This is a genomic window from Streptomyces sp. NPDC049879, assembly GCF_044461265.1.
Taxonomy (GTDB): domain Bacteria; phylum Actinomycetota; class Actinomycetes; order Streptomycetales; family Streptomycetaceae; genus Streptomyces.
Genome location: NZ_JBITKT010000001.1, coordinates 1,161,727 through 1,186,383 on the forward strand (window position 1 = coordinate 1,161,727; position 24,657 = coordinate 1,186,383).

Annotated in this window: 22 protein-coding genes; 12 read left to right on the forward strand and 10 right to left on the reverse strand. The window is 75.3% G+C overall.

Annotation, left to right across the window (positions count from 1 at the left end):
- The first annotated feature begins 400 nt into the window (after positions 1-400).
- Entirely contained in the window at positions 401-1,450 is a 1,050-nt protein-coding gene (locus tag ACIBPC_RS05445) for an NlpC/P60 family protein (RefSeq protein WP_362963351.1), read from the forward strand.
- Between the two features lie 293 nt (positions 1,451-1,743).
- The gene (locus tag ACIBPC_RS05450) at positions 1,744-2,805 is read left to right on the forward strand and encodes an NlpC/P60 family protein (RefSeq protein WP_398841450.1); all 1,062 of its coding nucleotides are present in this window, start codon (positions 1,744-1,746) and stop codon (positions 2,803-2,805) included.
- A gap of 659 nt (positions 2,806-3,464) precedes the next feature.
- On the opposite strand, the gene ACIBPC_RS05455 is transcribed toward ACIBPC_RS05450, so the two are convergent.
- Together ACIBPC_RS05455 and ACIBPC_RS05460 are read right to left on the reverse strand one after the other, a co-directional pair.
- Positions 3,465-4,775 carry a nucleotidyl transferase AbiEii/AbiGii toxin family protein gene (locus tag ACIBPC_RS05455; protein WP_398841452.1) on the reverse strand — a complete coding sequence of 437 codons (1,311 nt, stop codon included), beginning with the start codon at positions 4,773-4,775 and terminating at the stop codon, positions 3,465-3,467.
- Positions 4,772-5,452: a hypothetical protein gene (locus ACIBPC_RS05460; RefSeq protein ID WP_398841454.1), complete on the reverse strand. Its 681-nt coding sequence runs from the start codon at positions 5,450-5,452 to the stop codon at positions 4,772-4,774. Before ACIBPC_RS05460 ends, ACIBPC_RS05455 begins: the two co-directional genes overlap by 4 nt.
- Before the next feature lie 85 nt (positions 5,453-5,537).
- On the opposite strand from ACIBPC_RS05460, the gene ACIBPC_RS05465 reads away from it, so the two are divergent.
- From ACIBPC_RS05465 to ACIBPC_RS05490, 6 genes are all read left to right on the forward strand, one after another.
- Complete coding sequence (locus ACIBPC_RS05465) at positions 5,538-6,701, forward strand: glycosyltransferase family 4 protein (protein ID WP_362963343.1); 1,164 nt, start codon at positions 5,538-5,540, stop codon at positions 6,699-6,701.
- 69 nt (positions 6,702-6,770) lie between these two features.
- Entirely contained in the window at positions 6,771-7,220 is a 450-nt protein-coding gene (locus tag ACIBPC_RS05470; protein ID WP_362963341.1) for an SRPBCC family protein, read from the forward strand.
- Positions 7,217-8,434 (forward strand): ArsA-related P-loop ATPase, encoded by a 1,218-nt coding sequence (locus tag ACIBPC_RS05475; protein ID WP_398841457.1) that lies wholly within the window; start codon positions 7,217-7,219, stop codon positions 8,432-8,434. Before ACIBPC_RS05470 ends, ACIBPC_RS05475 begins: the two co-directional genes overlap by 4 nt.
- A 63-nt stretch (positions 8,435-8,497) precedes the next feature.
- The gene (locus ACIBPC_RS05480) at positions 8,498-9,073 is read left to right on the forward strand and encodes a DUF5304 family protein (RefSeq protein WP_398841459.1); all 576 of its coding nucleotides are present in this window, start codon (positions 8,498-8,500) and stop codon (positions 9,071-9,073) included.
- A gap of 96 nt (positions 9,074-9,169) precedes the next feature.
- The gene (locus ACIBPC_RS05485) at positions 9,170-10,111 is read left to right on the forward strand and encodes an ROK family glucokinase (protein ID WP_362963335.1); all 942 of its coding nucleotides are present in this window, start codon (positions 9,170-9,172) and stop codon (positions 10,109-10,111) included.
- 16 nt (positions 10,112-10,127) lie between these two features.
- On the forward strand, positions 10,128-10,829 hold the full coding sequence (locus tag ACIBPC_RS05490; RefSeq protein WP_362963333.1) for an endonuclease/exonuclease/phosphatase family protein: 702 nt from the start codon (positions 10,128-10,130) through the stop codon (positions 10,827-10,829).
- A 19-nt stretch (positions 10,830-10,848) separates the two neighbouring features.
- Here the strand turns inward: ACIBPC_RS05490 and ACIBPC_RS05495 are convergent, their stop codons facing one another.
- Entirely contained in the window at positions 10,849-11,331 is a 483-nt protein-coding gene (locus ACIBPC_RS05495; protein ID WP_362963331.1) for a hypothetical protein, read from the reverse strand.
- Positions 11,318-12,109: an alpha/beta fold hydrolase gene (locus ACIBPC_RS05500; protein ID WP_362963329.1), complete on the reverse strand. Its 792-nt coding sequence runs from the start codon at positions 12,107-12,109 to the stop codon at positions 11,318-11,320. Before ACIBPC_RS05500 ends, ACIBPC_RS05495 begins: the two co-directional genes overlap by 14 nt.
- 106 nt (positions 12,110-12,215) lie before the next feature.
- Here ACIBPC_RS05500 and ACIBPC_RS05505 point away from each other — a divergent pair, with 106 nt between their 5' ends.
- Complete coding sequence (locus tag ACIBPC_RS05505) at positions 12,216-13,067, forward strand: lysophospholipid acyltransferase family protein (RefSeq protein ID WP_362963327.1); 852 nt, start codon at positions 12,216-12,218, stop codon at positions 13,065-13,067.
- Positions 13,068-13,796: 729 nt separating this feature from the next.
- On the opposite strand, the gene ACIBPC_RS05510 is transcribed toward ACIBPC_RS05505, so the two are convergent.
- The gene (locus ACIBPC_RS05510; protein WP_362963325.1) at positions 13,797-15,764 is read right to left on the reverse strand and encodes an anthranilate synthase family protein; all 1,968 of its coding nucleotides are present in this window, start codon (positions 15,762-15,764) and stop codon (positions 13,797-13,799) included.
- A gap of 246 nt (positions 15,765-16,010) precedes the next feature.
- Between ACIBPC_RS05510 and ACIBPC_RS05515 the strand changes: the two genes are divergently transcribed.
- The gene (locus ACIBPC_RS05515; protein ID WP_398841463.1) at positions 16,011-17,366 is read left to right on the forward strand and encodes a class II 3-deoxy-7-phosphoheptulonate synthase; all 1,356 of its coding nucleotides are present in this window, start codon (positions 16,011-16,013) and stop codon (positions 17,364-17,366) included.
- Between the two features lie 135 nt (positions 17,367-17,501).
- The gene (locus ACIBPC_RS05520; protein WP_398841465.1) at positions 17,502-17,756 is read left to right on the forward strand and encodes a bacterioferritin-associated ferredoxin; all 255 of its coding nucleotides are present in this window, start codon (positions 17,502-17,504) and stop codon (positions 17,754-17,756) included.
- Between the two features lie 4 nt (positions 17,757-17,760).
- Here the strand turns inward: ACIBPC_RS05520 and bfr are convergent, their stop codons facing one another.
- Positions 17,761-18,315, reverse strand: coding sequence for a bacterioferritin (gene bfr / locus ACIBPC_RS05525; RefSeq protein ID WP_362963319.1), 555 nt, complete (start codon positions 18,313-18,315; stop codon positions 17,761-17,763).
- A gap of 163 nt (positions 18,316-18,478) precedes the next feature.
- On the opposite strand from bfr, the gene ACIBPC_RS05530 reads away from it, so the two are divergent.
- Positions 18,479-19,117, forward strand: a complete 639-nt coding sequence (locus tag ACIBPC_RS05530; RefSeq protein ID WP_362963317.1) for a sulfite oxidase-like oxidoreductase — start codon at positions 18,479-18,481, stop codon at positions 19,115-19,117.
- On the opposite strand, the gene ACIBPC_RS05535 is transcribed toward ACIBPC_RS05530, so the two are convergent.
- From ACIBPC_RS05535 to ACIBPC_RS05550, 4 genes are all read right to left on the reverse strand, one after another.
- Positions 19,081-20,031, reverse strand: coding sequence for a deoxyribonuclease IV (locus tag ACIBPC_RS05535; protein WP_398841779.1), 951 nt, complete (start codon positions 20,029-20,031; stop codon positions 19,081-19,083). The two genes, ACIBPC_RS05530 and ACIBPC_RS05535, sit on opposite strands and share 37 nt — an antisense overlap.
- Before the next feature lie 138 nt (positions 20,032-20,169).
- On the reverse strand, positions 20,170-21,024 hold the full coding sequence (locus tag ACIBPC_RS05540) for a transglycosylase SLT domain-containing protein (protein ID WP_398841468.1): 855 nt from the start codon (positions 21,022-21,024) through the stop codon (positions 20,170-20,172).
- A gap of 438 nt (positions 21,025-21,462) precedes the next feature.
- Positions 21,463-23,358: a Stk1 family PASTA domain-containing Ser/Thr kinase gene (pknB, locus tag ACIBPC_RS05545; RefSeq protein ID WP_398841470.1), complete on the reverse strand. Its 1,896-nt coding sequence runs from the start codon at positions 23,356-23,358 to the stop codon at positions 21,463-21,465.
- A 94-nt stretch (positions 23,359-23,452) separates the two neighbouring features.
- Positions 23,453-24,592, reverse strand: coding sequence for a hypothetical protein (locus tag ACIBPC_RS05550; RefSeq protein WP_398841472.1), 1,140 nt, complete (start codon positions 24,590-24,592; stop codon positions 23,453-23,455).
- Between the last annotated feature and the right edge of the window lie 65 nt (positions 24,593-24,657).

Consider the following 24,657-nt stretch of genomic DNA (forward strand, 5'->3'; position numbering starts at 1 on the left):
AACTGGGCGGTGCCGCCGGGCGGGTCCCGCCGCGCGCCGCCGATTCCCGCCGCCGTACGGCGCGTTCGCGTGCCCGCGCGCACGCGCGTGGGCGATCCGTCCCGTTCGGCCGGTTCGGGCTGTTCGAACGATTGGCGCCGGAGAGGGGCGGTTTCCGGCCCCTGATCACCCACGGAGCGTGGGGAATTGGACGCGGGCCGTGCTCGTCGGGTAAAAACTGGCCACGGGGATTTGAACCTGGTAAACCCCTGTCGCTAGGGTCAGGCGTCGAACCTTCGCGCGGTAGATCGTCCATCCGGGGCGGCTGCGAAGGAACCGCCGAATCCGCGGCTCGCCGCGGGCCGGGGTGTTCTCGTCCCCCACACCCGGCAGGCGGCTGAGGAAGAAGGAGCTCGCCCCAGTGGCGTCCCACCGTCGTCCCAAGCAGCCGAGCCGAGCCCGCGTCACCTTCTTCGGCGCCGCCGCCACCGCTGCAGCCACCGTCGGCATCACCGCGACCTCCGCCCAGGCCGCCCCGCAGCCCACCATCGACGAGGTCCAGGCCGAGGTCGACAGCCTCTACGAGGAGGCCGAGGCCGTCACCGAGGAGTACAACGGCGCCAAGGAGCGCGAGGAGGAGCTGGAGGCGGCCGTCGAGGACCTCCAGGACTCCGCCGCCCGCGGCCAGGACGAGCTGAACGAGCTGCGCAGCAGCCTCGGTTCCATCGCCGCCGCCCAGTACCGCAACGGCGGGCTCGACCCGTCCGTGCAGCTGTTCCTCTCCTCCGACCCGGACGCGTACCTCAGCCGGGCGTCCACGCTCGACCAGGTCAGCGGCCGCCAGGCCGAGACGCTCCAGCTCATCGAGGGCAAGCAGCGCGTCCTGGACCAGCAGCGCGCCGAGGCCGCCGACGCGCTGGCCGAGCTGGAGTCCCTGCGCTCCGAGCTGGGCGACCAGAAGGAGACCATCCAGGGCAAGCTCAGCGAGGCCCAGGCGCTCCTCAACCAGCTCAGCGAGGAGCAGCGCGCCGAGATCGCCGCCCAGGAGGCCGCCGAACGCGACGCCGCCGAACGTGCCTCCCGCGCCGAGCCCCGCGGCGACATCACGCCCGTCGAGGGCTCGGGCTACGCGGTGGCCGCGCTCAACTACGCGATCGGCAAGCTGGGCTCCCCGTACGTCTTCGGCGCCTCAGGCCCCGGTTCGTTCGACTGCTCGGGCCTCACCAGCTGGGCCTACGCGCAGGCCGGCGTCGCGCTGCCGCGCACGTCGCAGTCCCAGGCCGGGGCGGGCACCCGCCTCGGGGCCAGCGAACTCGCCCCCGGCGACCTGGTGTTCTTCTACGGCGACCTCCACCACGTCGGCCTGTACGCGGGCAACGGCCAGGTCGTCCACGCGCCGCGTCCCGGGCAGAGCGTCGAGTACATCGGCCTCAACGTGATGCCGTTCCAGTTCGGCGTGCGCGTCGCCTGACCCGCCGCGGCGGGCGGCCCGCGCCGGGTTACCCCGCCGGGCGTCCTCCCACACCTCCCGAGCCGGGCGCGTGACGCGGCCCGGCTCGGCCATGCGGGTGGTGGGGGCGTGGAACGGTGTCCCAAGCGCCCCCCGCGTGACCTGCGGGAGCGCCGTCCGGGGCGGACGCGCGCTGTGTCGCGCGGACGCCGACTCGCGTGTCCGCAGGGCTACATTCTGCTCCGCTTTGGTCCCCACCGAAGGGAGCGCGGCCCGCAGTGGTCTCCCACCGACGTCACCCGCACGCCCGCACCATGCTCGCAGCACGGGTCACCGCGCTGTCCGCCGCCGCGACCGCGGCGGCCGCCATCACGGCGGGGCCCGTCCTCGCCGTCCCGGCCAGGCCGCCGTCCGACAGCGCGTCGGCCGCCCGTGCCGTGGACCGCCTGTTCGCCGAGGCCGAGCGCGCCGTCGACGCGTACAACGGCGCGGCCGAGCGGGTCGACGATCTCGAAACCGAGCTGGAGCGCAGCCGCGACCGCGTCGCACGCGGACAGCAGGAGGTCAACGACCTGCGCCGCGTCCTCGGCACCGCCGCGGCGGCGCACTACCGCGTCGGCGGCCTCGACCCGACGCTGACGCTGATGCTCTCCGACGACCCCGAGTCGTACCTGGAGCGCGCCGGCGCCTTCCAGCGCGCCAGCGACCGGCGCACGGGCGAGCTGCGCGACCTGTTCGCCGCCCTGCGCACGCTGGACCGCGAACGCGCGGAGGCGGACGACCGGCTCGCCGAACTCGACGCCCAGAAGCAGGCGTTGGAGGAGCGCAAGGAAGCGGTCCAGCGCCGCCTCGACGAGGCGCGCGCCGAGTACGAGCGGCTGACCGCCCGCGAGCGTGCCGAGCGCGAGGAGCGCGCGCAGCGGGAGGAACGCCCCGACCGCGCCTCGCGCACCGCGCGCGACCGCCGCAGCGCCCCCGCCCCCGTGCCCGCCGCCACGCCGGGTGAGGCCGCCGCCGCGCCCGCCGCGTCCGGCCGGGCCGCCACGGCGGTGGCCGCCGCCGTCGGGGCCGTGGGCCTGCCGTACGGGTGGGGGCAGGCGGGCCCGTCCGCCTTCGACTGCTCCGGGCTCGTCCAGTGGGCCTGGGCGCGCGCCGGTGTCGCCCTGCCGCGGACGTCCCAGGCCCAGGCGGGCGCCGGGCGGCGCGTGTCCCTCGCCGCGGCGCAGCCGGGCGACATCGTGGTCTACCGCTCGGACGCCAGCCATGTCGCCCTGTACGTCGGCGGCGGCCAGGTCGTCCACGCGCCCTACCCCGGCGCGAACGTGCGCTACGACCCGGTGGGCATGATGTCGGTCAGCGGCGTGGTGCGGCCCTGACACGGCCCCGTGGCCGCCTCCGGCACACGCGCCCGCCACGACGGCCGGATCCCGCCCGCGGCATGTCGGCGTCCAGGCCGCTCGCCGACAGGTGGCGGCAGCGCTCGTCGCCCCTGGCCGCGGTGACGGCGCGGGACGCGTCAACGGGACGACAGATTGGGGGCGGTTCACAGTGCTGTGCCGCAGGTGAGCCGTCCCGGCGTGGACACCCGGGGCGTACCGGCGCCCTGGCCGCTCGCCGACAGGTGGCGGCAGCGCTCGTCGCCCCTGGCCGCGGTGACGGCGCGGGACGCGTCAACGGGACGACGGGCGGGGGGCGGTTCACGGTGCTGTGCGGCAGGCGAGTCGTCCTGGCGTGGACGCCCGGGGCGTGCCGGGGTTCTGGCCGCTCGCCGACAGGTGGCCGTGGCGTGGCTTCCGGCCCCTGCCGGTGGCGGCAGCGCTCGTCGCCCCTGGCTGTGGTGACGGCGTGGGACGTGTCAACGGGACGACGGGTGGGGGGCGGTTCACGGTGCTGTGCGGCAGGTGAGCCGTCCCGGCGTGGACGCCCGGGGTGGCGGTGGCGGTGCGGGAGGTGCCTCGGGTACGCGGGGACGCGGGCGGTCCGTCGCCCTGTGTCCGGCGGGCCCGAGGTCCGGCGCCAGGTGGCGTGCCCCCGGTCAGGCGAGCTGTGACAGCACGGCCGGCCAGGACGACGGGCGTTCCCGCCAGTAGCGCCAGCCGTCGTCGGCCGTGACCACCGTGCGCAGCGCGTCCTCGGCGCTCAGCGTCTCCGGGCCGTGGATCTCGCGCAGGACCACGACGGCCGCCACCACGCCCTCCATGCCGCCGTCGCCCACCAGACCGCCGAGCGCGGACGCCGGATCGCCGGGCGCCCGCGCGCGGACGGCCCGCACCAGCGGCTCCAGCCAGCGCGCCCACCGGTCGTGGCCGGACTCGCCCGGCCGCTCGGCCTCCGCGAGGAGCGGCCCGAGCGCGCGCGTGAGCCGGGCGGCGCAGTCGGGGGCACGCGCCGCGAGCCCCGGGTGGTCGGCGGCGAAGTGCCGCCAGCCCTCCTGGTCGCCCAGGCACTCCGTCCACCACGCCCCGGCCGGGCGCAGCCCCTCGCCCCCTGCGGTGACGAACGCGTCCCGCACCGGCCCGTACTCCGGGGGCGCCGCCTCGGCGAGCAGCGCCGCGTCGTAGAGGTCCTTGCCCTGCGGGTACGCGTCGGTGACGAGCCACAGCAGCTTCCAGGCCAGCGACAGCGCCGGGGTCACCCCGAGCACGGTGGCGCCGGGGCCGTCGCCGAGCGGGCGCAGCGCGGTGGGGACGGCGGGTTCGGGCAGCCGTTCCCCGAAGACGACGTCGAGCTGCACCGTGCCGCCCGCCGTGCCGGGCGCGCTCCAGGGCAGCAGCATCCGGCGGCCGGGCACCCGTTCGTACGTCCAGATGTCCTCGGTGACGCGCCCCTCCGCGTCGATCGCCACCCCGCCGTGCGCGCGGGCGGCCGCCTCGGCGTCCCGGGCGAGGCCGTCGAACAGCCCGGCGGTCTCCGGGCCGTCCATCGCCCAGGCCGCGGGTGTCACGACGAGGTCGAGGTCGCCGGGGTCGCGCGCCGCCTCGCCGAACCAGGTGGCCATCAGCACGCTGCCGCGCAGCACCAGGTGACCGGCCCACCGGCCGCCCGCGATGCCCGCGAGTGTCACGTCGAGCGCCGTGCGGCGGGCGGCGTGCCAGGCGCGGCGCGCGCGGTCGTCCTCGCCGAAGGCGGGCTCACCGGCGCGGTAGGCGTTCCCGAACTGCTTGAGCGCCGGGTCGAAGACGGCCGGCTGCCGCAGGCCGTCCGGGGCGGGCAGCAGTGTCCGCGGCAGGCCGAGGCGCTGCCTCGCCTCCTCGCCGGGGGCCACATGGGGGATGTCCGGTTTTCCGGTGCCGAGCCCGAGCCAGGCGCGGTACGGGTCGGGGCTCTCGGGGTCCTGCGGATTCACGGGGCGTCCTCCTCGGTGATCCAGCCGTCGTCCAGGGCGAGATTGCTGTCGTGCACCACGTACTCGCGCTCCACCTCGGTGATCCGGTGGGCGGCGGGCGGCGCGGCCAGGGCGTCGAGCAGGGCGGCCAGGCGCCGTTCGGCGGTGGCGCGGCCCACGCCGGCGCAGCGCTGGGTGACGAACCGCTCCTGGCGGCCGTCGGCGCGGACGCGGCGCGCGTTCCACGACAGGTGGGCGCCGTGCGCGGTGGCGAGGCGTTCGAGCGCCGTCCGGTCGTGGCGCGGCGGGAGCAGCAGCTTCACGTGGTGCTCGAAGTAGCGTGCCGGGTCGCCCGCGCCCGCCGCCGTGTCGTCCTGCGGCACCCCGTCGGCCCAGGGGGCCGTCTCGACCTTTGTCCTGACGACGGGACACCCGGCCGCCGCCAGCCCGGCGGCCGCCCGGTCCGTCTCCGGCATGCGGGCACCGGCCGCGCCCGACCCCGTGAGGGTGATCATCGGCTGCGACCTGCTCACGCCGCGTGCCAGCTCGATGTGGACGAAACCGAGACCGCGCCGCGCCGCCCAGGCCGCCAGTTCCCCGACGCCGGACGCCGGGCAGGCCACCGTCAGATGGGCCTCCCACGCACCCCGTACCGGTGGGGTCCCCGACACGCCGCTTCCGAACGGCTGTTCGCGCATGACGGCACTCTCCCAGTCCGCGCGCGCCCGCGGCCACCGGGGTACGGGGGAGCCCGCCGCCCGCGGCTCGGTATCGTCTCGTCCGATGCGTAAGACGCTGATCGTCACGAACGACTTCCCGCCACGGCCAGGAGGCATCCAGGCCTTCCTGCACAGCATGGCCACCCGGCTCGACCCCGACCGCGTCGTGGTCTACGCCTCGACCTGGAAGCGGGACGCGGAAGGCCGCGCGGCCACCGCCGCGTTCGACGCCGAGCAGCCGTTCACGGTCGTCCGCGACCGCACCACCATGCTGCTGCCGACCCCCGCCGCCACCCGGCGCGCCACCGCGCTGCTGCGCGAACACGGCTGCACCGCCGTCTGGTTCGGCGCCGCCGCGCCGCTCGGCCTGATGGCGCCCGCGCTGCGCGCCGCGGGCGCCCGCCGCATCGTCGCCACCACCCACGGCCACGAGGCGGGCTGGGCCCAGCTGCCCGGCGCCCGGCGGCTCCTGCGCCGCATCGGCGACGCCACCGACACGATCACGTACCTCGGCGACTACACCCGCTCCCGCATCGCGCCCGCGCTCAGCGCGCAGGCCGCCGCGCGCATGGTCCAACTGCCGCCCGGCGTGGACGAGAAGACCTTCCACCCGGACGCGGGCGGCGCCGCCGTACGGGCCGCGCTCGGCCTCACCGACAGGCCCGTCGTCGTCTGCGTCTCCCGGCTGGTGCCGCGCAAGGGCCAGGACACCCTGATCCGCGCCCTGCCCCGCGTGCTCGCCGCCGAGCCCGCCACGGCGCTGCTGATCGTCGGCGGCGGCCCCTACCGCGCGGACCTGGAGAAGCTGGCGGAACGGCTCGGCGTCGCCGCGTCCGTCGTCTTCACCGGCGAGGTCCCTTGGTCCGAGCTGCCCGCCCACTTCGGCGCGGGCGACGTCTTCGCCATGCCCTGCCGCACGCGGCGCGGCGGCCTCGACGTCGAGGGCCTCGGCATCGTCTACCTGGAGGCGTCCGCCAGCGGCCTGCCGGTCGTCGCGGGCGACTCGGGCGGCGCGCCCGACGCCGTGCTGGACGGCGAGACCGGCTGGGTCGTGCGCGGCGGGGAGCGCACCGCGCCCGACGAGACCGCCGACCGGCTGCTCGCCCTCCTCGGCGACCCGGAGCTGCGCGCCGGGATGGCGGCCCGCGGCCGGGCCTGGATCGAGGAGCGGTGGCGCTGGGACCTCCTCGTGGAACGGCTGCGCGCCCTGCTCGACGGGCCGTCCTGACGGGCGGGCCCCGCGGGCGCGGTAGCCTTCGCCGTAACGGCACGGGAGTAACCCCAAGGAGCGAGGGCGATGGCCGAACACACCAGGTCGAGCACCACCGTCGAGGCCACCCCGGCCGAAGTGATGGCGGTGATCGCCGACTTCGGCCGCTACCCGGACTGGACGGGTGAGGTGAAGGAGGCCGAGGTCCTGGCCACCGACACCGGGGGCCGCGCCGAGGAGGTGCGCCTGCTCCTCGACGCCGGGGCGATCAAGGACGAGCACACCCTCCGCTACACGTGGCACGGCGAGCAGGAGGTGAGCTGGTCGCTGGTGAAGTCGAAGATGCTGCGCGCGCTGGACGGCTCCTACCGGCTCGCGCCCGTCGCCGGCGGCAAGCACACCGAGGTCACGTACCAGCTGACCGTGGACGTCAAGATCCCCATGCTCGGCAGCATCAAGCGCAAGGCAGAGAAGGTCATCATCGACCGGGCGCTCGAAGGGCTGAAGAAGCGCGTGGAGAGCCTGCCCGGGTCATGACGCCGGGGCCCCGCGTCCTGTTCGTCACCGGGCCCGGCGGCGACGGGACCAGCACCGTCGCCGCCGCGACCGCCCACGCCGCCGCCCGCGCGGGCACGGCCACGCTGCTGCTGTCCGCCGAGGCGCCCGCCCGGCTCGCGGCGCTGCTGGGGGCGGCGCCGCCCGTCTGGCCCGCCGTCGCGCGGGACGGCGCCCGGCCTGCCGCGGCGCGGATCGACCCGGCCGCCGACTTCCGCGCCGCCGTCCTCGCGGGGCAGCGGCGCGCCCGCCCGTTCCTCGACGCCCTCGGCGCGGGCGACCTGGACGACGACGAGCTGACGGAACTGCCGGGCGCTCGCGACCTGGCGCTCCTGCACGCCGTCCGCAGGGCCTGCGAGAGCGACGGCGGCGCGGAGTACGCACTGGTCGTCGTGGACCTGCCGCCCTACGCCGACGCCATCCGGCTCCTCGCCCTGCCCGAGCAGCTCCGCCGCTACCTCCGCCGCCTCCTGCCCCGCGAACGGCGGACCGCCCGCGCGCTGCGGCCGTTCCTCGCCCAGCTCGTCGGGCTGCCGATGCCCGCCGACGGCATCTACGACACCGCCGACCGCTGGGACACGGCGCTCGACGCCCTCGAACGCGTCGTCACCGGCCCCGGGGCCGCCGTACGGCTCGTCCTCGACCCGTCGCCCCGCTCACGCGCCGCCCTGCACGCGGCCCGCGCCGGTCTCGGGCTGCACGGCCTGGCGCTCGACGCCGTCGTCGCCAACCGCATGCTCCCCGCCGGGTCGCCCGACCCACGCTGGGCGGAGCGCGCCGCGCGGCAGCGCGCCCTGACCGACGGGCTCGGCCTGCCCGTGCCCCTCGTGGAACTGCCGCTGCTCGACGGCGAGCCAGGACCCGCCGACCTCGCCGCCGGCCCCGTGCCGCCGCCGTACGCCGAGCCCGCGCGCCCCGCGCCCGTGCTGGAGGACCGGCTCGCGGACGACGGGCTGCTGGTCTGGCGGCTGCCGCTGCCCGGCGCGCTCCGCGAGGACGTCGGCCTCGTACGGCGCGGGGACGAACTCCTCGTCACCACCGGCCCGTTCCGCCGCGCCCTGCCCCTGCCCTCCGCGCTGCGCCGCTGCACCGTCGCGGGCGCCGCGCTCGACCCGCCGGGGGAGCTGGCCGTGCGCTTCGCCCCCGACCCCGCCCGCTGGCCCGCGCCACGGCCCGCCGGGGACGCGCGGGGCTGAGCGGCGCCACCGGCCCGGCGCGGAGTACCGTCGAAGGGGAAGGTGACGCGCCAGGAGGCCCCCATGAGTGACAGCACGCCCGGCCGGGAGCACGAGACGCCCCACGATCCCGGGGACCCGGACGCCGACGCGTGGGCCACCGCCGCCGAGGAGGACCTCGCGGAGGAACGGGCCCGCCGCCGCGCGCGGTACGGCGCCCCGCCGCCTGGCAGCGCGGCCGACGAACTGCGCCGGCTCGCCGACGCCGTGACCGACCGCCTCGCCGGGCTCGGCCTCGGCATCGCGACCGGCCCGCTGGCCGCGCAGGCGCGCGCCGCCGTGGAGCCGCTGATCGAGCGCAACGCCGAGGCGTTCCAGCACCTGGCCAACGCCGGGCAGGAGTTGCTCGCCGCCTACCGGGCCGCCGCGCTCTCCCAGGAACAGCGCTGGACACGCGCGGGCGACCGGCCCCACGAGCAGCCCCGCGAACAGGCGGACGACCGGCCCGTGAGCGGCGACGCGGGGGAGGGCGGCGAGCGCGAGAGGGACGGCGCAACCGGCGAAACACGTGAAAGCCATGAAGCCCGTGAAAGCCGCGAAAGCCGCGAAGACGGTGAGGACGGCGATCCGGGCGGCCCCCAGCGCATCGACCTCGACTGACGCCGCCCCGGCAAGGCCCCGTTGAGGGGGGTGCGGCCGACCCCGCTCCGGTACCGTGGTCGAAGCTGGCATTCTCTGACATCACTTGAGGGACATATGGGACTGACCATCGGTGTCGACATCGGCGGCACGAAGATCGCGGCCGGCGTCGTGGACGAAGACGGCACGATCCTCGACACCAGCAAGGTGGCCACTCCGCCGACTCCCGAAGGCGTCGTGGATGCCATCGCCGACGTGGTCAAGGCGGTCGGCAAGGGCACCTCGGTGGACGCCGTGGGCATCGGCGCGGCCGGTTACGTGGACGACAAGCGCGCCACCGTCCTGTTCGCCCCGAACATCTACTGGCGGCACGAGGCGCTCAAGGACAAGGTCGAGCAGCGCGTCAGCCTCCCGGTCGTGGTGGAGAACGACGCGAACGCCGCCGCCTGGGGCGAGTACCGCTTCGGCGCCGGGGCCGACCACGAGGACGTCATCTGCGTGACCCTCGGCACCGGCATCGGCGGCGGGATCATCATCGGCGGGCGCCTCTACCGGGGCCGCTTCGGCGTGGCGGGCGAGTTCGGCCACATCCGCGTCGTGCCCGACGGCCTGCTGTGCGGCTGCGGCAGCCAGGGCTGCTGGGAGCAGTACGCGTCCGGGCGCGCCCTCGTCCGGTACGCGCAGCAGCGCGCCACCGCCACGCCCGAGTCCGCCGAGATCCTCCTCGCCCAGGGCGACGGCACCCCCGAGGGCATCGAGGGCCGCCACGTCAGCGCCGCCGCGCGCCAGGGCGACCCGGTGGCCGTCGACTCGTTCCGCGAGCTGGCGCGCTGGGCCGGCGCCGGACTCGCCGACCTGGCCTCCCTGTTCGACCCCGCCGCGTTCATCGTGGGCGGCGGCGTCTCGGACGAGGGCGACCTGGTGCTCGACCCGATCCGCAAGTCGTTCCGCCGCTGGCTGGTCGGCGGCCGGTTCAGGCCGCACGCGCAGGTGCTCGCCGCGCAGCTCGGCGGCCGGGCCGGACTCGTGGGGGCCGCCGACCTCGCCCGCCAGGGCTGACCGGCACCGCCGCCGCATGCCCGCGGACGTCACGCTGCTCAGCTACAACGTCCGCTCCCTCCGCGACGACACGGGGGCGCTGGCCCGGGTGATCCGCGCCTGCGCTCCCGACGTCGTCTGCGTCCAGGAGGCCCCGCGCTTCGCGGGCTGGCGCGCCCGCGCGGCGCGGCTGGCGCGGGCGGCGGGGCTCTTCCACGTCACGGGCGGCGCGCCCTCGTGCGGGACGATGCTGCTGTGCGCGCCCGGCATGGCCGTCGAGTGGGCGGGGGACAGCACCCTGCCGCGCACCCCGGGACTGCACCGGCGCGGCCTCGCGGCGGCGGTCCTGCGCACGGCGGACGGCACCCGGCTCGGCGTGGTCTCCTGCCACCTCGGCCTGCGCGCGGCCGAACGGCGCGCCCACGTTCCCCTGATCCTCGGCCGGCTCACGGCGCTCGGCACCCCGTACGCGGTGCTCGCGGGGGATCTCAACGAACGGCCGGACGGCCCGGCGTCCCGGCTGCTGCGCGGCGGCGGACTGCGGGACGCGTGGTCCGCCGCGCCCGAGGGCGGGGAGGACACCTTTCCCGCGCGCGCCCCCGACCGTCGCATCGACGCGGTGCTGACGACGCCCGCCGTGCGGGTCTCCGGCTGCGGGGTCCCGGCCGGCCCTGACCCCGGCGACCTGCGGCGGGCGACCGATCACCTGCCCGTACGGGCACGGCTGCGGCTGCCCTGACGGCTGCGCGGAGGGGTGCTCAGACGACGGCGCCGTTGCCCGGCTCGGTCCAGTCGTCGTCGTGCCCGTCGCGCAGACGGGTCACGAGCGTGGCGAAGCCCCCCAGGAAACCGCCGACCCCCAGCGTGACGATCCACCACGTCATCTGCTGCTGGAGCAGCACCGTGGCCAGCAGCAGCAGTGGTCCGCCGATCACCGCGATCCACGCCAGCTTCGTGGACAGCGCCGCGTCCGGCAGCGGCGGCGGCTCGGGCGGGACGAAGTGGTCGTCCTCCTCGTCGTCCGCCGCCTCCCAGTCGCGCGGCCCCGACGGCGCGGGCGCCGACTCGCCGCTCGACAGCACGCGGTCGACGGTGTCGGTCAGGTCGATCTCGGCCGCCTTCGGCCACACGCCCGGCGGGTCCGCCGGTTCCTCGCCGTACCCGGCGACGATCTGCGCCCAGGCGGCTTCCTCGTCGATCGGGTCACGGCCGTCGCCGCGCTCCTGGTCACGTTCCGTCACGGGCTGTCTTCCTTGTCGCGAGCCGGGTGATGAAGGCGTCCGTCACCTGAAAGATACGCTCCGCATCGTGGTCCAGGGTCGCCACGTGATGGCTGTCCGCCAGCACGTGCTCGGCCGTGTCCACCGACGACACCGACTCCAGTACGCGGGCCGCGTCCGACGCCGGTACCACATGGTCCACCCGGCTGCGCAGGAGGCACAACGGCTGTGTCACCTGCGGCAGTTCGGCGCGGACCAGCGACATCAGGGCACGCAGGGAGTGCGCCGCGTGCAGCGGCACCCGGTCGTACCCCGACTCCGCGACCCCCGGCCGCGCGATGTCCGAGATGACCCCCCGCGTGCTCGGCACGAGATGCCGCAGCACGGGCAGCGCGAGGCCCTGCGCGCGCGGAAATGTGATCGCGGGGTTCACCAGGACGAGTCCGCTGACGGCGTTCCCGTGCCGCGCGGCCAGGCGCAGCGCCAGCGCGCCGCCCATGGAAAGACCCCCGACGAACACGTGCTCGCACCGGGCGCGCAGGCGCGCCAGTTCGCGGTCCACGGTCGCGTACCAGTCCTGCCAACCGGTGACCTGCATGTCCTGCCAGCGGGTACCGTGTCCCGGCAGCAGCGGCAGCGACACGGTCACGCCCCGCGCGGCCAGGTGCTCCGCCCAGGGGCGCAGGGACTGCGGGGTGCCGGTGAAGCCGTGGCAGAGCAGCATGCCGCTCGCCTCCGGCCCGTCGAAGTCCCCTGCCGGTGAGAAGAAGAAGGGCTCAGCCCCGGGAAGAAGCCGCACGCGTTCCACCCTACGCGGGCTCTTCGCGGGGGCGCCACGGGCGTGTACGACCGCTAGGGTCGGGCACCGGTTAACCACAGGAGGTCACACGGTGCTGTACGGGGCGATGAAGCACTCTCTCGGGGCGAGTCTCAAGCTCGTCTTCCGGCCATGGGTCGAGGGCGCCGAGCATGTGCCCGCCGAGGGCCCGGCGATCCTGGCGAGCAACCACCTGTCGTTCTCCGACTCCTTCTTCCTCCCGGCGATGCTCGACCGCAAGGTCACCTTCATCGCGAAGGCCGAGTACTTCACCTCGCCCGGGGTGAAGGGACGGCTGACGGCGGCGTTCTTCAAGGGCGTCGGCCAGCTGCCGGTGGACCGCGAGGGCGGCCGCAGCGCCTCCGAGGCGGCCATACGCAGCGGCATCGCCGTCATCGAGCGGGGCGAGCTGTTCGGCATCTACCCCGAGGGGACCCGTTCGCCCGACGGACGGCTCTACCGGGGCAAGCCGGGCGGCCTGGCCCGGGTGGCGCTGGCCACCGGGGCGCCGGTGATCCCCGTCGCGATGATCGACACGGAGAAGATCCAGCCGCCGGGGAAGGTCGTCCCCAAGCTGATGCGCCCCGGCATCAGGATCGGCGCGCCGCTGGATTTCAGCCGCTACCAGGGCATGGAGAACGACCGCTTCATCCTGCGCTCGGTGACCGACGAGGTCATGTACGCGATCATGAAACTGTCCGGGCAGGAGTACGTCGACGTCTACGCCAACGCGGCCAAGCGCGCCATCGCCGAGGAGGAGGCGGCGGCGCGGGCGAGCGCGCAGGAGCGCATCAAGGAGCGGCTGGCCGGGATGACGCGCGCCAAGGGCGGCGGCGGCACGGACGACGCGCCGGAGGCCACCGGCGGCGAGACCCCCGACACCCCCGACACTCCCGATACCCCCGACAGCCCCGGCCCGTCGGACCGCCCCGGAACCTGAGCGCGCGACGCCCCGGGCGTCGCCGCGGCACGGCCCGTCACCGGACGGCTCGCCGGGGGGCCGCCGGTGAGGGCTCCGGGCAGGTCCGGCGTGGAGGGGCACGGAAGGGACGCGGCGGGTCCGTCATCGGGCGATCCGCTCCGACCTCGGGCGGTGCCGACGAAGCACGCCCCGGCCTCGCCCGGTTCTTCCCGTACGACTGACTGGTCGCGGTCCCGACAGAGGGGCACCACGTGGGCGCGCCCGCGCGGTACGGGAGCGGGACCTGTCATCGGGCAGTCCGTGCGGTGCCCCACGCGCCGCCCGGGACGCACGCCGGGCTCGGCTTCTCGCGCAACTGTTCGCGCATGTCGCCCCGGGGGCCGCCCACCCGGGCGCGCGGGCCAAGTGCCCGCCCGGGGCTCCGCAGGTGAAGGCCGTAGGGGACGGTCCCGCGTCGGTCGGTAGAGGCGTGGACGCGGTGGGGCTGTCCTCGGGCGGCCCGCCCGAATCCCGTGCCGCGAAGCTTGTCTCCGGCCTCTGCCGCCCTTCCGAGTCGCCCGGCCGATCCCTCGGGTGACCCTCCGGGCGCGGGCGGCCCGTTGGTGACTCCGGAGAGGACGCCTCTTGAGCGCGTCGGCCCGTACCCCGCCCCGGCTCTTCACCGTGCGGGTCGCCCTGGAGTCCCCGGCCGCTCGGCCGGGGCACGGCAGTCCGTCGCCGCACCCCGGCCGAGCGCGCCGGGTCCTGTCAGCTCGTCACCGCGCCGCCCGGTGTGGGGGCGGTGGTGGGGGCCAGGAGGTCCGCGACGACGGCGGGGCCGTCGAGCGTCAGCACCGACTCGGGGTGGAACTGGACGCTCCGGAAGCCGGGCCCCCGCAGCGCGTGCACCTCGCCCGTCGCCGCGTCGCGGCTCACCTCCACGCCCCGCCCGGCCAGCTCCGCCGCCGCCGCGTCGTCGCAGCGCGCGGAGTAGGAGTTGTAGAAGCCGACCGTCTCGCGGCGCCCGAACAGGTCGACGCTCTCCTGCGCCCCCTGGAACGGCCGGTCCTTCCGTACCAGCGGCAGCCCCAGGTGCGCGGCGATCAGCTCGTGCCCGAGGCAGACGCCGACGACCGGCTGCCGGTGCCCCGCCAGCAGGTCGCCGGTGAGCGCGCGCAGCGCCCGCATGCGCGGGTCGGCGAGGTCCTCGGGGTCGCCGGGCCCCGGGCCGAGGACGACGGGCCCCTGATGGGTGAGGACGCGTTCCCGCAGCCCGGGGGAGTCGTGCCGGACGACCGTGACCCGCGGCCCGGCCGAGCGCAGCAGGTGGGCGAGCATCGAGGTGAACGTGTCCTCCGCGTCGATCACCAGCACCCGGCCGCGCGGCGTGACGTCCCCCTGCGGCGTCCGCATCCGCAGCCAGAACGGCGCGAGGTCCGCCCGCCGCGACGCCAGCGCCGCGCGTACCCGCTCGTCGTCGGCCAGCGCGGGACGCGGGCCCGGCGCGTCCGGCTCGGGCGCGGGCGGGACGACGCCGAGGGCGGACAGCACGGCCGCCGCCTTCGCGTGCGTCTCGGCGACCTCGCCCGCCGGGTCCGAGTCGCGCACCAGCGTGGCGCCGACCGGGACGCGCAGCCGCCCGTCGGCCGCCCTGATGTCGGCCGTCCTGATGAGGATGGGGGAGTCGAGGGTCCGCGCGCCGCCCGCGTCGGTGCCGAGCAGCGCCAGGGCCCCGGCGTAGTAGCCGCGGCCGCCGCGCTCGTGCCGGGCGATGACGCGGCACGCGTTCTCCACCGGGCTGCCGGTCACCGTGGCGGCGAACATCGTCTCGCGCAGCACGTCCCGCACGTCCAGCGTGCTGCGCCCGCGCAACTCGTACTCGGTGTGCGCCAGGTGCGCCATCTCGCGCAGCCGCGGGCCGACGACGACGCCGCCCTGGTCGCCCACGGCGCACATCATCTTCAGCTCCTCGTCCACCACCATGGACAGCTCCTCGCGCTCCTTCGGGTCGGCGAGGAAGTCCAGCAGCCCTTCGACGCTCGGCCCGCCGGCCGGGTAGCGGTAGGTGCCGCTGATGGGGTTCATGACGACGGTGCCGCCGTTCATCCGGACGTGCACCTCGGGGCTGGCGCCCACTAGGACGCGCTGCCCGGTGTGGACGACGTACGTCCAGTACGCGCCGCGTTCGGCCGCCAGCATGCGGCGGAAGAGGGCCAGCGCGTCGGCGCGGCCGAAGCCGGGGATGTGGCCGGTGAAGGTGCGGCGGATGACGAAGTTCGCGCCCTGCCCGGCGCCGATCTCGTCGCGCACGACGTCGGCGACGGTCCGGGCGTACGCGTCGTCCGGCACGTCGAACGCGCCGCCGCGCACCGTCACCTCGTGCCCGGGCAGCGCGGCGGTCAGCTCGCCGAGCGGCAGGAGGCGCACCCGGTCGGCCAGCAGGACGGACAGGGGGGTGGCGTCGTCGGTCGCGCGGAAGCCGCGTTCGGCGATCTGCCGGAACGGCACGAGCGCGAGCGCCGTCCCGTGCTCCGGAAGCTCGGCGAGGCGCGCGGCCTCGGTCACGCGCCCGGTCAGCACCTCCACGACGTCCGTGTCGTGGCCTGGCGTGCGGCGGCGCAGGAGGGCGAACGGGGCGTGGCCGGCGAGGAGTTCGGCTACCACGTCGGCGGCGCTGCCGGTGTGCGGGGCGGGCTGCGTACCGGGTTCTTCACGAGGGGGCGTGCCGGGGGTCATGGGGGTCCCTTCCTGGATGCGGGGGAGAGGGACCGGCCCCGGAAACGACGGAGGCCGCCCCTCGGGCGGCCTTCGCGTCGTGTGGTTCAGGATCGCGCGAACGGAGTGGCCGCCTCGGGGAGGCGCCACCACCAGTCCTGGAGTCGCTGCGCGAACATGCCCGGGAGCGTACACCACAAGTGGCCCTCGTCTCACTACCCGAGAACACCCGGATCCGCGCGGACGACACCCCGTAATCTTGGAGCCGTGACCGTGAACGCTGACACCAGCACCAGCAGCTCCGCTCCCGCCAGCTGGCGGGACCTGCCCGCGGCGCAGCAGCCCGACTACCCCGACGCCGAGGCTCTGCGCGCTGTGACCGCCGACCTCCAGGGGTATCCGCCGCTCGTCTTCGCGGGCGAGTGCGACCAGCTGCGGGAGCGCATGGCGTCGGTGGCCCGCGGCGAGGCGTTCCTGCTCCAGGGCGGCGACTGCGCGGAGGCGTTCGACCAGGTCGGCGCGGACCAGATCAGGGCGAAGCTGAAGACGCTGCTCCAGATGAGCGCGGTCCTCACCTACGCGGCGGCGGTGCCGGTCGTGAAGGTCGGCCGCATCGCGGGGCAGTACTCCAAGCCCCGCTCGAAGCCGACCGAGACCCGCGACGGCGTGACCCTGCCGACGTACCGGGGCGACTCGGTGAACGGCGCCGAGTTCACCGAAGAGGCCCGCGTCCCCGACCCGGAGCGGCTGCGCCGGATGTACCACGCGTCCGCCTCGACGCTGAACCTCGTGCGCGGCTTCACCACCGGCGGCTACGCGGACCTGCGGCAGGTCCACGCGTGGAACCAGGACTTCGTCCGCAACTCGGCCTCCGGGCAGCGCTACGAGGCGCTCGCCCGCGAGATCGACAACGCGCTGAACTTCATGAAGGCCTGCGGCGCCGACCCGGCCGAGTTCCACTCCGTCGAGTTCTACGCCTCGCACGAGGCGCTGCTGCTCGACTACGAGGCGGCGCTGACCCGCGTGGACTCGCGCAGCGGCAAGCTGTACGACGTCTCGGGCCACATGGTCTGGATCGGCGAGCGCACCCGGCAGCTCGACGGCGCGCACATCGCGTACGCGGCCACCATCCGCAACCCCATCGGCGTCAAGCTCGGCCCGACCACCACGGCGGACGAGGCGCTCGCCCTGATCGACCGCCTCGACCCGGAGCGCGAGCCCGGCAGGCTGACCTTCATCACGCGCATGGGCGCCGACCGTATCCGGGACGCGCTCCCCGCGCTGGTCGAGGGCGTCACGGCGGCCGGGGCGCAGCCCGCGTGGGTCTGCGACCCGATGCACGGCAACACGTTCGAGGCCGCGTCGGGGCACAAGACGCGGCGCTTCGACGACGTGCTGGACGAGGTCAAGGGCTTCTTCGAGGTCCACAAGGCGCTGGGCACGCACCCGGGCGGCATCCACGTCGAGCTGACCGGCGACGACGTGACCGAGTGCGTCGGCGGCGGCGACGAGATCTTCGTCGACGACCTGCACCAGCGGTACGAGACGGCCTGCGACCCGCGGCTGAACCGCAGCCAGTCGCTGGACCTGGCGTTCCTCGTCGCCGAGATGTACCGCGCGTAGGCGTCGCGCGGAGCCGTACGGCGGAGCCCCGGGGCGTGGCGGGTGCCACACCCCGGGGCTCTGTCGTGCCCGGCCAGCGGGAAGTAAGGTAAGGCTTACCTGATTCTTCGGCGGTTCGGAAAGGTGGCGGCGCGCGTGTACGTCTGCTCGTGCTTCGGGGTCACCGAGGCGGATGTGCGGGAGCACGCCGCCGCCGGCGCCTGCACGCCCCGCCAGATCGCCACCCGCTGCGGCGCCGGGACGGACTGCGGCTCCTGCGTGCGCCGCATCCAGGGCCTGCTGGGCCGCGGCGCCTGCCCGCGCCGCGAGGCGGCGGCGGACGCCCGGACCACAGCCGCCACAGCTGCCACAGCCGCTCCCGCGCCCGCGCTCGCCGAGGCGCCCGCGTAACGCGTCAGCCCCTGCCGTACCCGCCATGGTGGCCGTCGCCGCTCCCGTGGTGCTCCCCGTGCCCGTCGTGTCCGTCGCCGTCCTGGCCCGGCTGGCGGATCTGCTGCGCCAGGTACAGCTGCTCGCCGAGCCGCTCCAGCAGTTCGAGCTGCGTGTCCAGGTAGTCGATGTGGTGTTCCTCGTCCCGCAGGATGTCCTCGAAGATCTTGCACGACGTGATGTCGTGCTTCGCGCGCATGACCTCGGCGCCCCGGCGCAGGCGGTCGATCGCCTCCACCTCGACCTGCCGGTCGGCGCGGAACATCTCGGTCACCGTCTGGCCCACCCGCACATGGAAGAGCCGCTGGTAGTTGGGCAGCCCCTCCAGGAAGATGATGCGGTCGGTGAGGATCTCGGCGTGCCGCATCTCGTCGAACGACTCGGCGCGCGTGTAGGCCGCCAGCTTGGTCCAGCCGAAGTTCTCCTGCATCTTGGCGTGCAGGAAGTACTGGTTGATCGCGGTCAGCTCGGCGGTGAGCTGTTCGTTCAGGAACTCGATGACCTCGGGGTCGCCCTGCATGCGGCGTGCTCCTTCCGGGGCGTGGGCGGGGTTCGTGCGCGCATCGTGGCATCACCGGGACGTTCCGTCCAGTAAGTGAACCCTTACCGTAAACATCCCTTTTGTCGCCCGATGGCGGGGGTGGCGGTACGGCGGGCTGTCCGAGGTCTGTCACCATGGAGGCATGGGTCAGCCGGACAGCCGTGTGGGGGAGGTGCCCGAGCGGCCCGAGGAGGGGCTCCCACCCGGGCAGCGGGTCCAGCGCGGATGGCCGGTGACGCACTACGGGCCCGTCCCGCGCTTCCGTCCGGAGCGCTGGGAGTTCCGCGTCTTCGGCGCGACGGCCGACGGCGACAAGCACTGCTGGTCGCACGACGAGTTCTCCGCCCTCCCGTACGAGACGGTGGTCGGCGATCTGCACTGCGTCACCAAGTTCAGCATGCTCGGTTCCGAATGGGGCGGGGTCACGGCCGCGACCGTGCTCGGTCTGGCGCCGCCCGCCCCCGGCGTCACCCATGTGATGGTGTGGGCCGAGTACGGCTACAGCGCCAACCTCCGCCTGTCCGACTTCACCGCCCCGCACACCCTTTTCGCCACCCACCGCGACGGGGAACTGCTCACGGCCGAGCACGGCTTCCCGCTGCGGCTCGTCGTCCCGCACCTCTACGCGTGGAAGGGCCCCAAGTGGGTCCGCGGCGTCGAGTACATGACCGCCGACCGGCGCGGCTTCTGGGAGGAGCGCGGCTACCACAACGTCGGCGACCCCTGGAAGGAGCAGCGCTACTCCTACCAGGAGGAGCCGGGCGACGGCCCCGAGCCCTGAGCCGTGTCTCCTGAGGAGAGCGTCCGCCCGCGGCCCAGCTCCTTCAGCAGCGCGACGTCCGCCGCGTGCCCCTCCTCGCCGCCCGGCGTCTCCACGACGAACGGGACGCCCTCCGTCGCCGGGTGCCGCAGCAGCTCCGCGAACGGCTCGGGTCCGATGCGGCCCGCCCCCACGTTCCTGTGCCGGTCCTTGCGCGCCCCGCTCACGTCCAGCGAGTCGTTCGCGTGCACCAGGCGCAGCCGCCCCGGGCCCGCCGCGCGCACCAGCTCGTCCAGCATCGCCGCCACGCCGCCCGGCGCCGTCAGGTCGTGGCCCGCCGCGAAGGCGTGGCAGATGTCGAGGCAGACCCCGAGCCTGGGGTGGCGGTCCAGCGCCTCGGCGTACGGGCCGAGGTCGGCCATCAGGGAGCAGACGGACGCGCCCTGCCCGGCGGTCGGCTCCAGCAGCAGCCAGGGGTCGTCGTCGTGGGTCAGCTCCTCCAGCAGCGGCAGCAGGAGGCGGCGCACCTGCGCCAGCGCGACGTCACGGGCGCGCCCGCCGGTGGCCGAGCCCGTGTGGACCACGACGCCCTCCGCGCCGATCGCGCGCGCCCGGCGCAGCGAGTGCCGCAGGGAGGCGACGGAGCGCTCGGCGGTCAGCGGGTCGTGCGCCGCCGGGTTGATGAGGTACGGCGCGTGGACGTACGCCCGGAGCCCCTGCGCCGCGCAGCCCTCGCGGAACGCCTCGTCCTCGGCGGGCCTGCCGGGCGGCGTCGCCCAGCCGCGCGGATTGGCGACGAACACCTGCACCGCCTCCGCGCCGATCGCGCGGGCGTACGGAAGGCCCGTTTTCGCGAGGCCGCCCGCGACCGGGATGTGACCGCCCGTCGGATTGCGGACGGGGACGCCCGCCGCCCCGTCGCGCGTCGGGGATATCGGCGGCGGGGCGGCGGGCGAGGGGCGTGCGGGACGGTTCACGGGTCCAGCATGCCAGGGCGCGGAGCGGACCCTTTCCCAGGGGAGGGTCTTTCATGGGAAAAGACCGCGGGGAGAAGACGGAAAGGATCGCGGAAATCAGTACGGGCCGTTGACGTTGTCGATCGAACCGTAGCGGTGGTACGCGTAGTTGGCCGCCGCGGTGATGTTCGCGACCGGGTCGTAGATGTCCAGCGGGGTGCCGGACACGTGGTACGTGTCGAACGTCGGCTGGATCACCTGGAGCAGGCCGATGGACGGCGTGCCGTTGATGGCGTTGATGTCCCAGAGATTTATGGCGTTCGGATTGCCGCTGGACTCGCGCATGATGTTCCGGTAGAGCCCGTCGTAGGAGCCGGGGATTCCCTCGCGGGCCATGATGGCGAGCGATTCACGGATCCAGCCGTCGAGCGTGTCCGGGTAGACCTCGGCGGCCGGGGCGGCGGCGGGGGCCGGGGCCGCGGGGGCGGCGGCAGGCGCGGGTTCGGCCGCGGGCTTGGCGGGCTTCGCGTCGGTGGTCTCCGCCGGGGGCGCGGCGGGCTCGGACTCCTCGGCGGCGGGCCGCTCCTCGGCGCGCTCGCGCACCGGCTCGCGGTCGTCCGCCCGGTCGGCGCGTTCGCGCCGCCGCTCGGCGCGGTCCGCGCGCTCCTGTTCCGCCTGGCGGGCGGCCTCCTCGGACGCCTTCTTCTCGGCGTGCTGACGGCGCCCGGCGGCCTCGGCGCTGAGCAGCAGGTCGTTGCGGTCGCCCGCGCTGCGCTGCACGGCGGTGCCCTCGGCGGCGTCCGGCGCGGCGCCGAGCCCGGCCACCTCGTCCGCCTTCACGGCCCAGTGGACGGGGCGGCCGTCCTGCGCGCGTACCGCCGCCGTCTCCGCGTCGGCCGACGTGGGGACGGCGATCAGCGCCATGGCGGCCACGCCCGCCGTGGTGAGGGCGGCGGTCGCGGTTCTCTGCATACGGGTCATGCGGGGACGGGGGCGGATGTGAGCGGGCATTCGGGGTCCTCTGTTCCTCGCGTGGATGGCGATGGACCTTGTTAACAGCCCTTAAAAACCAAATGCAATGACCCTATGTACTAGAAGTCTTAGTGCGCGGCGCGCCGGGGAATCACCCGATCGGCCGGTGAACAACGGGATTCCGGCACCCGTTCGAGCACTAAGTACTTTCGTATGTGATCCAGCTCCTATGACCGGCGTCACAGGCTTTTCCGGGGCCGTCCGTGTTCCGGTGCCGGGATTACGCGGGATGGCCGAAAAGGGCGGGAGAAGCCGGATCGGGACCACGGCGGCATTCACCGAGGATTCCCAGGGACGGAAGTCCCGTGACGCGCCGGGACGAAAGGCCCGGAAAAACACGGGACTTCGGTCCCGGCGCACGGCCGGGCGTGCGGGCGCCTACCGCACCCAGACGGTGATGGTCGAGCCGCGCGGCGCGGCCTCGCCGTGCACCGACTGGTTGAAGACCGTCCCGGTGAAGAAGAGCTGGTTCACGTTCACCCGGAACCCGGCGTCCTCCAGCGTGTCGCGCGCCTCGCCGACCTCCATGCCGCGCACGTCGGGCACGTCCACCATCTCCGGGCCCTTGGACAGCACGAGCGTCACGGTGTCGCCCTCCGCCGCCTCGTCGTCGCCGGGCGGGGACTGGCCCGCCACGTCGCCCGCGTCCTCGTCCGACCAGGTGGCGTCCGGATCGACGTCCACGTCGAACCCGGCGTCCTCCAGCGTCTCGCGCGCCTCGTCCTCCGCCATCCCGATGACCCGGGGCACGGTGACGGGGCGCCCGCGGCTGACCACCAGGTCCACGGGGGAGTCGGGGCGGCGCTCACGGCCCGCGGGCGGGTCGGTGCCGAGCACGGCGTCCCGCTCGACGTCGTCGGAGAACTCCCGCCGCACCTCGCCCTCCGTCAGCCCGGCCTCGCCGAGCTGACGCCGCGCGTCGTCCAGCGGGACGCCGCGCAGGTCGGGCACGACCGCGACCTCGGGGCCCTGCGAGACGGTGACGTGCACGGTGCTGTTGCGGCGGACGCGCTCGCCCCGTTCCGGATCGGTGGAGATGACATGGCCCTCCTCCACCGTCTCGGAGAAGCCCCGCTCCAGATCCACCCGCAGCCCGGCATCCTCCAGCGTCGCCACGGCCTCCTCCTGCGCCACCCCGTAGACCCCCGGAGTCCGCAGGAACTGGCCCGAGTTGACGTACCACACGCCCGTGCCGAGCAGGACGAGCAGGACCGCCGCGACGATCACCGACACGCGGCCGCGCCGTGACAGCCGGCGCCACGGGCCGCCGGGCGGCGGCGGGTCGAACAGCTCGGTGCGGTCCGTCCCGTCACCGCCACCCGCACCGGCCGGGCGCGGCACGATCCGCGTGCTGTCCTCGGGGCCCGCCGCCGCGCCGTCCGGCTCCGGCTCGCGGTGCCCCGGCGGGACGGCGTCCAACTGCGCGTCGGACAGCGCCGCGCGCGCCATCCGCACCAGGACCAGCAGCGCCGCCGCGTCCGCCGGGCGGGCCAGCGGGTCGCGCGCGGCGGCCGTGGCGACCAGCCCGTCGAGCCCCTCGGCCAGCCCGGGGACGCGCTCGGACGGCGGGGGCACGTCCTCGTGCACGTGGGCGTACAGCACGCGGGCGGGGGAGTCGCCGGTGTGGGGCTTGGCGCCGGTCAGCGCCTCGTACAGCAGGACGCCGCACGCGTACACGTCGGACCGCGCGGTCACCGCGCCGCCCTCGATCTGCTCCGGCGCCAGGTAGGACGCCGTGCCGAGCAGCCCCTCCGTGGTGGCGGACGTGTGCGCGTCCACGCCCCTGACCAGCCCGAAGTCCGCCACCTTGACGCGGCCGTCGTCGCCGATCAGCACGTTCTCCGGCTTCATGTCCCGGTGGACGAGGCCCGCGACGTGCGCGGCGGCGAGGCCCGCGAGCATCGGCTCGACGATGTCGAGCGCCGCGCGGGGCTGGAGCGCGCCGTGCCCGCGCAGGACGTCCCGCAGCGTGCACCCGGCGACGTACTCCATGGCCAGGAAGACGTACGCGCCGTCCCTGCCCTGGTCCAGGACGCCGACGACATTGGGGTGGTCGAGCCGCGCGACGGCCTTGGCCTCGCGGATGAACCGCTCGACGAACGCGGCGTCCGCCGCGAGGGACGGATGCATCACCTTCAGCGCGAGGACGCGGTCGAGCCGGGTGTCGAACCCCCGGTAGACCGTGGCCATGCCACCCGCCGCGATCCGCTCGTCCACCCGGTAGCGGGCGTCGAGGAGCTGTCCGATCAGCGGGTCGTGAAGTGTGGTGTCCACGACGCCCCAGTCTACGAGCCGCCCGAACGGCCCCCGCCCGTCACCGCGTACACGGGGCCGTACCGGAACGGAACGGTGACGAACCGCGCGGCCGTCACTCCCCGAGGGTCAGCCCCAGCGCCGTTCGCGCGTCCCACTCCTCGTCGATGCCGATCCGGTCGTACGCCGCCACCACCGCCGCCTCGAACGCCTCCTGGCTGTCCGCCGCCGCCGCGTCGTCCCAGGCGGACGCCCCGGCCTCCCGCGCCGCGACCAGCGCCTCGACGGCGGGCGCCGCCGGGGCCGACCACTCGGAGGCGGCGAGCGCCGCACCGTCCGCCACCACCGCCTCGCCCATCTCCCGGGCCCACGCGCGCTGGGCGGACAGGCCGTCCCCGGGGACCGGCTGGTCCCAGATCTCCGCCTCCAGCGGGCCGGTCGCGTCCAGATAGGCCAGCTGCTCGGCGTCGAAGTCCGCGCGGTCGCCCCGCAGCGGGGCGGTCAGCATGTCGCCGGTGCCGAGCTCCAGGGTGCACAGCACGTCCTCCCGCCCGCCGGACGTGACCCGGTCCGTGTAGAAGAACAGGGCGGCGTCGAGCGGCACTTCCCAGAAGTCCACGACGTAGGGGCCGACGAGCGGCAGGCACGCGCCGACCGTCTCGGTGTCGCTCCGTCCGCCGTCCACGGGCACCGCGACCGTGCCGACGACCTCGGCCATGTGCGGGACGTCGCAGGCGCGGCGGGTCACCTCCAGGTCGACGTCGCCGGTCTCCCCGGCGGGCAGCGACGCGTCGAAGCAGTCACCCGCGACCAGGTCGTCCAGCAGCACCGTCTCGCCCGTGCCGCGGGCCGTCACCCCGTCGCGCGAGGGCCGGTCGAACGCCGCCGCCGGTATCGCCACCGCGAGCACGGCGATCAGCCCGCCGGTCACGGCGATCGCCGCGACCGCCTGCCCCCGCCCGGTCCTGTCGCCCCGCTCGCCCCTGACCAGCGCCAGGACACCGAGCAGCAGGCCGAGCGGGAACGCCGGCAGGCTCAGGCAGAGGGCGATCAGCCCCAGGTCCGTGCCCCGCCGTACCGGCGGCTGCCATCCGTACGCGAAGGAGGGGGCGGCCGGGAAGGGAGCGGAAGGAGAGGAAGGAGGGGAGGGGAGAGGAGGAGGGAAGTAAGGGGAAGGGGGCGCGGCGCCGGGAGCGCCGGTGACCGGCGGCGCGGGTCTGTCGGGGTCGGACGGCGGAGGCGGAGCAGTGGACATACGGGTCCCCCCAGGGAGCGATGCGCGGTGCACCCGGCACATCACTCTCGGCCAGGTGCACCGGA

Coding starts and splice junctions, on each gene's coding strand:
- ACIBPC_RS05450 (WP_398841450.1), top strand. CDS start 1,744: ATGCTCGCAGCACGGGTCACCGCGCTGTCCGCCGCCGCGACCGCGGCG.
- ACIBPC_RS05460 (WP_398841454.1), bottom strand. CDS start 5,452: ATGCGCGAACAGCCGTTCGGAAGCGGCGTGTCGGGGACCCCACCGGTA.
- ACIBPC_RS05465 (WP_362963343.1), top strand. CDS start 5,538: ATGCGTAAGACGCTGATCGTCACGAACGACTTCCCGCCACGGCCAGGA.
- ACIBPC_RS05470 (WP_362963341.1), top strand. CDS start 6,771: ATGGCCGAACACACCAGGTCGAGCACCACCGTCGAGGCCACCCCGGCC.
- ACIBPC_RS05475 (WP_398841457.1), top strand. CDS start 7,217: ATGACGCCGGGGCCCCGCGTCCTGTTCGTCACCGGGCCCGGCGGCGAC.
- ACIBPC_RS05480 (WP_398841459.1), top strand. CDS start 8,498: ATGAGTGACAGCACGCCCGGCCGGGAGCACGAGACGCCCCACGATCCC.
- ACIBPC_RS05485 (WP_362963335.1), top strand. CDS start 9,170: ATGGGACTGACCATCGGTGTCGACATCGGCGGCACGAAGATCGCGGCC.
- ACIBPC_RS05490 (WP_362963333.1), top strand. CDS start 10,128: ATGCCCGCGGACGTCACGCTGCTCAGCTACAACGTCCGCTCCCTCCGC.
- ACIBPC_RS05505 (WP_362963327.1), top strand. CDS start 12,216: ATGAAGCACTCTCTCGGGGCGAGTCTCAAGCTCGTCTTCCGGCCATGG.
- ACIBPC_RS05510 (WP_362963325.1), bottom strand. CDS start 15,764: ATGACCCCCGGCACGCCCCCTCGTGAAGAACCCGGTACGCAGCCCGCC.
- bfr (WP_362963319.1), bottom strand. CDS start 18,315: ATGCAGGGCGACCCCGAGGTCATCGAGTTCCTGAACGAACAGCTCACC.
- ACIBPC_RS05530 (WP_362963317.1), top strand. CDS start 18,479: ATGGGTCAGCCGGACAGCCGTGTGGGGGAGGTGCCCGAGCGGCCCGAG.
- ACIBPC_RS05540 (WP_398841468.1), bottom strand. CDS start 21,024: ATGCAGAGAACCGCGACCGCCGCCCTCACCACGGCGGGCGTGGCCGCC.
- ACIBPC_RS05550 (WP_398841472.1), bottom strand. CDS start 24,592: ATGTCCACTGCTCCGCCTCCGCCGTCCGACCCCGACAGACCCGCGCCG.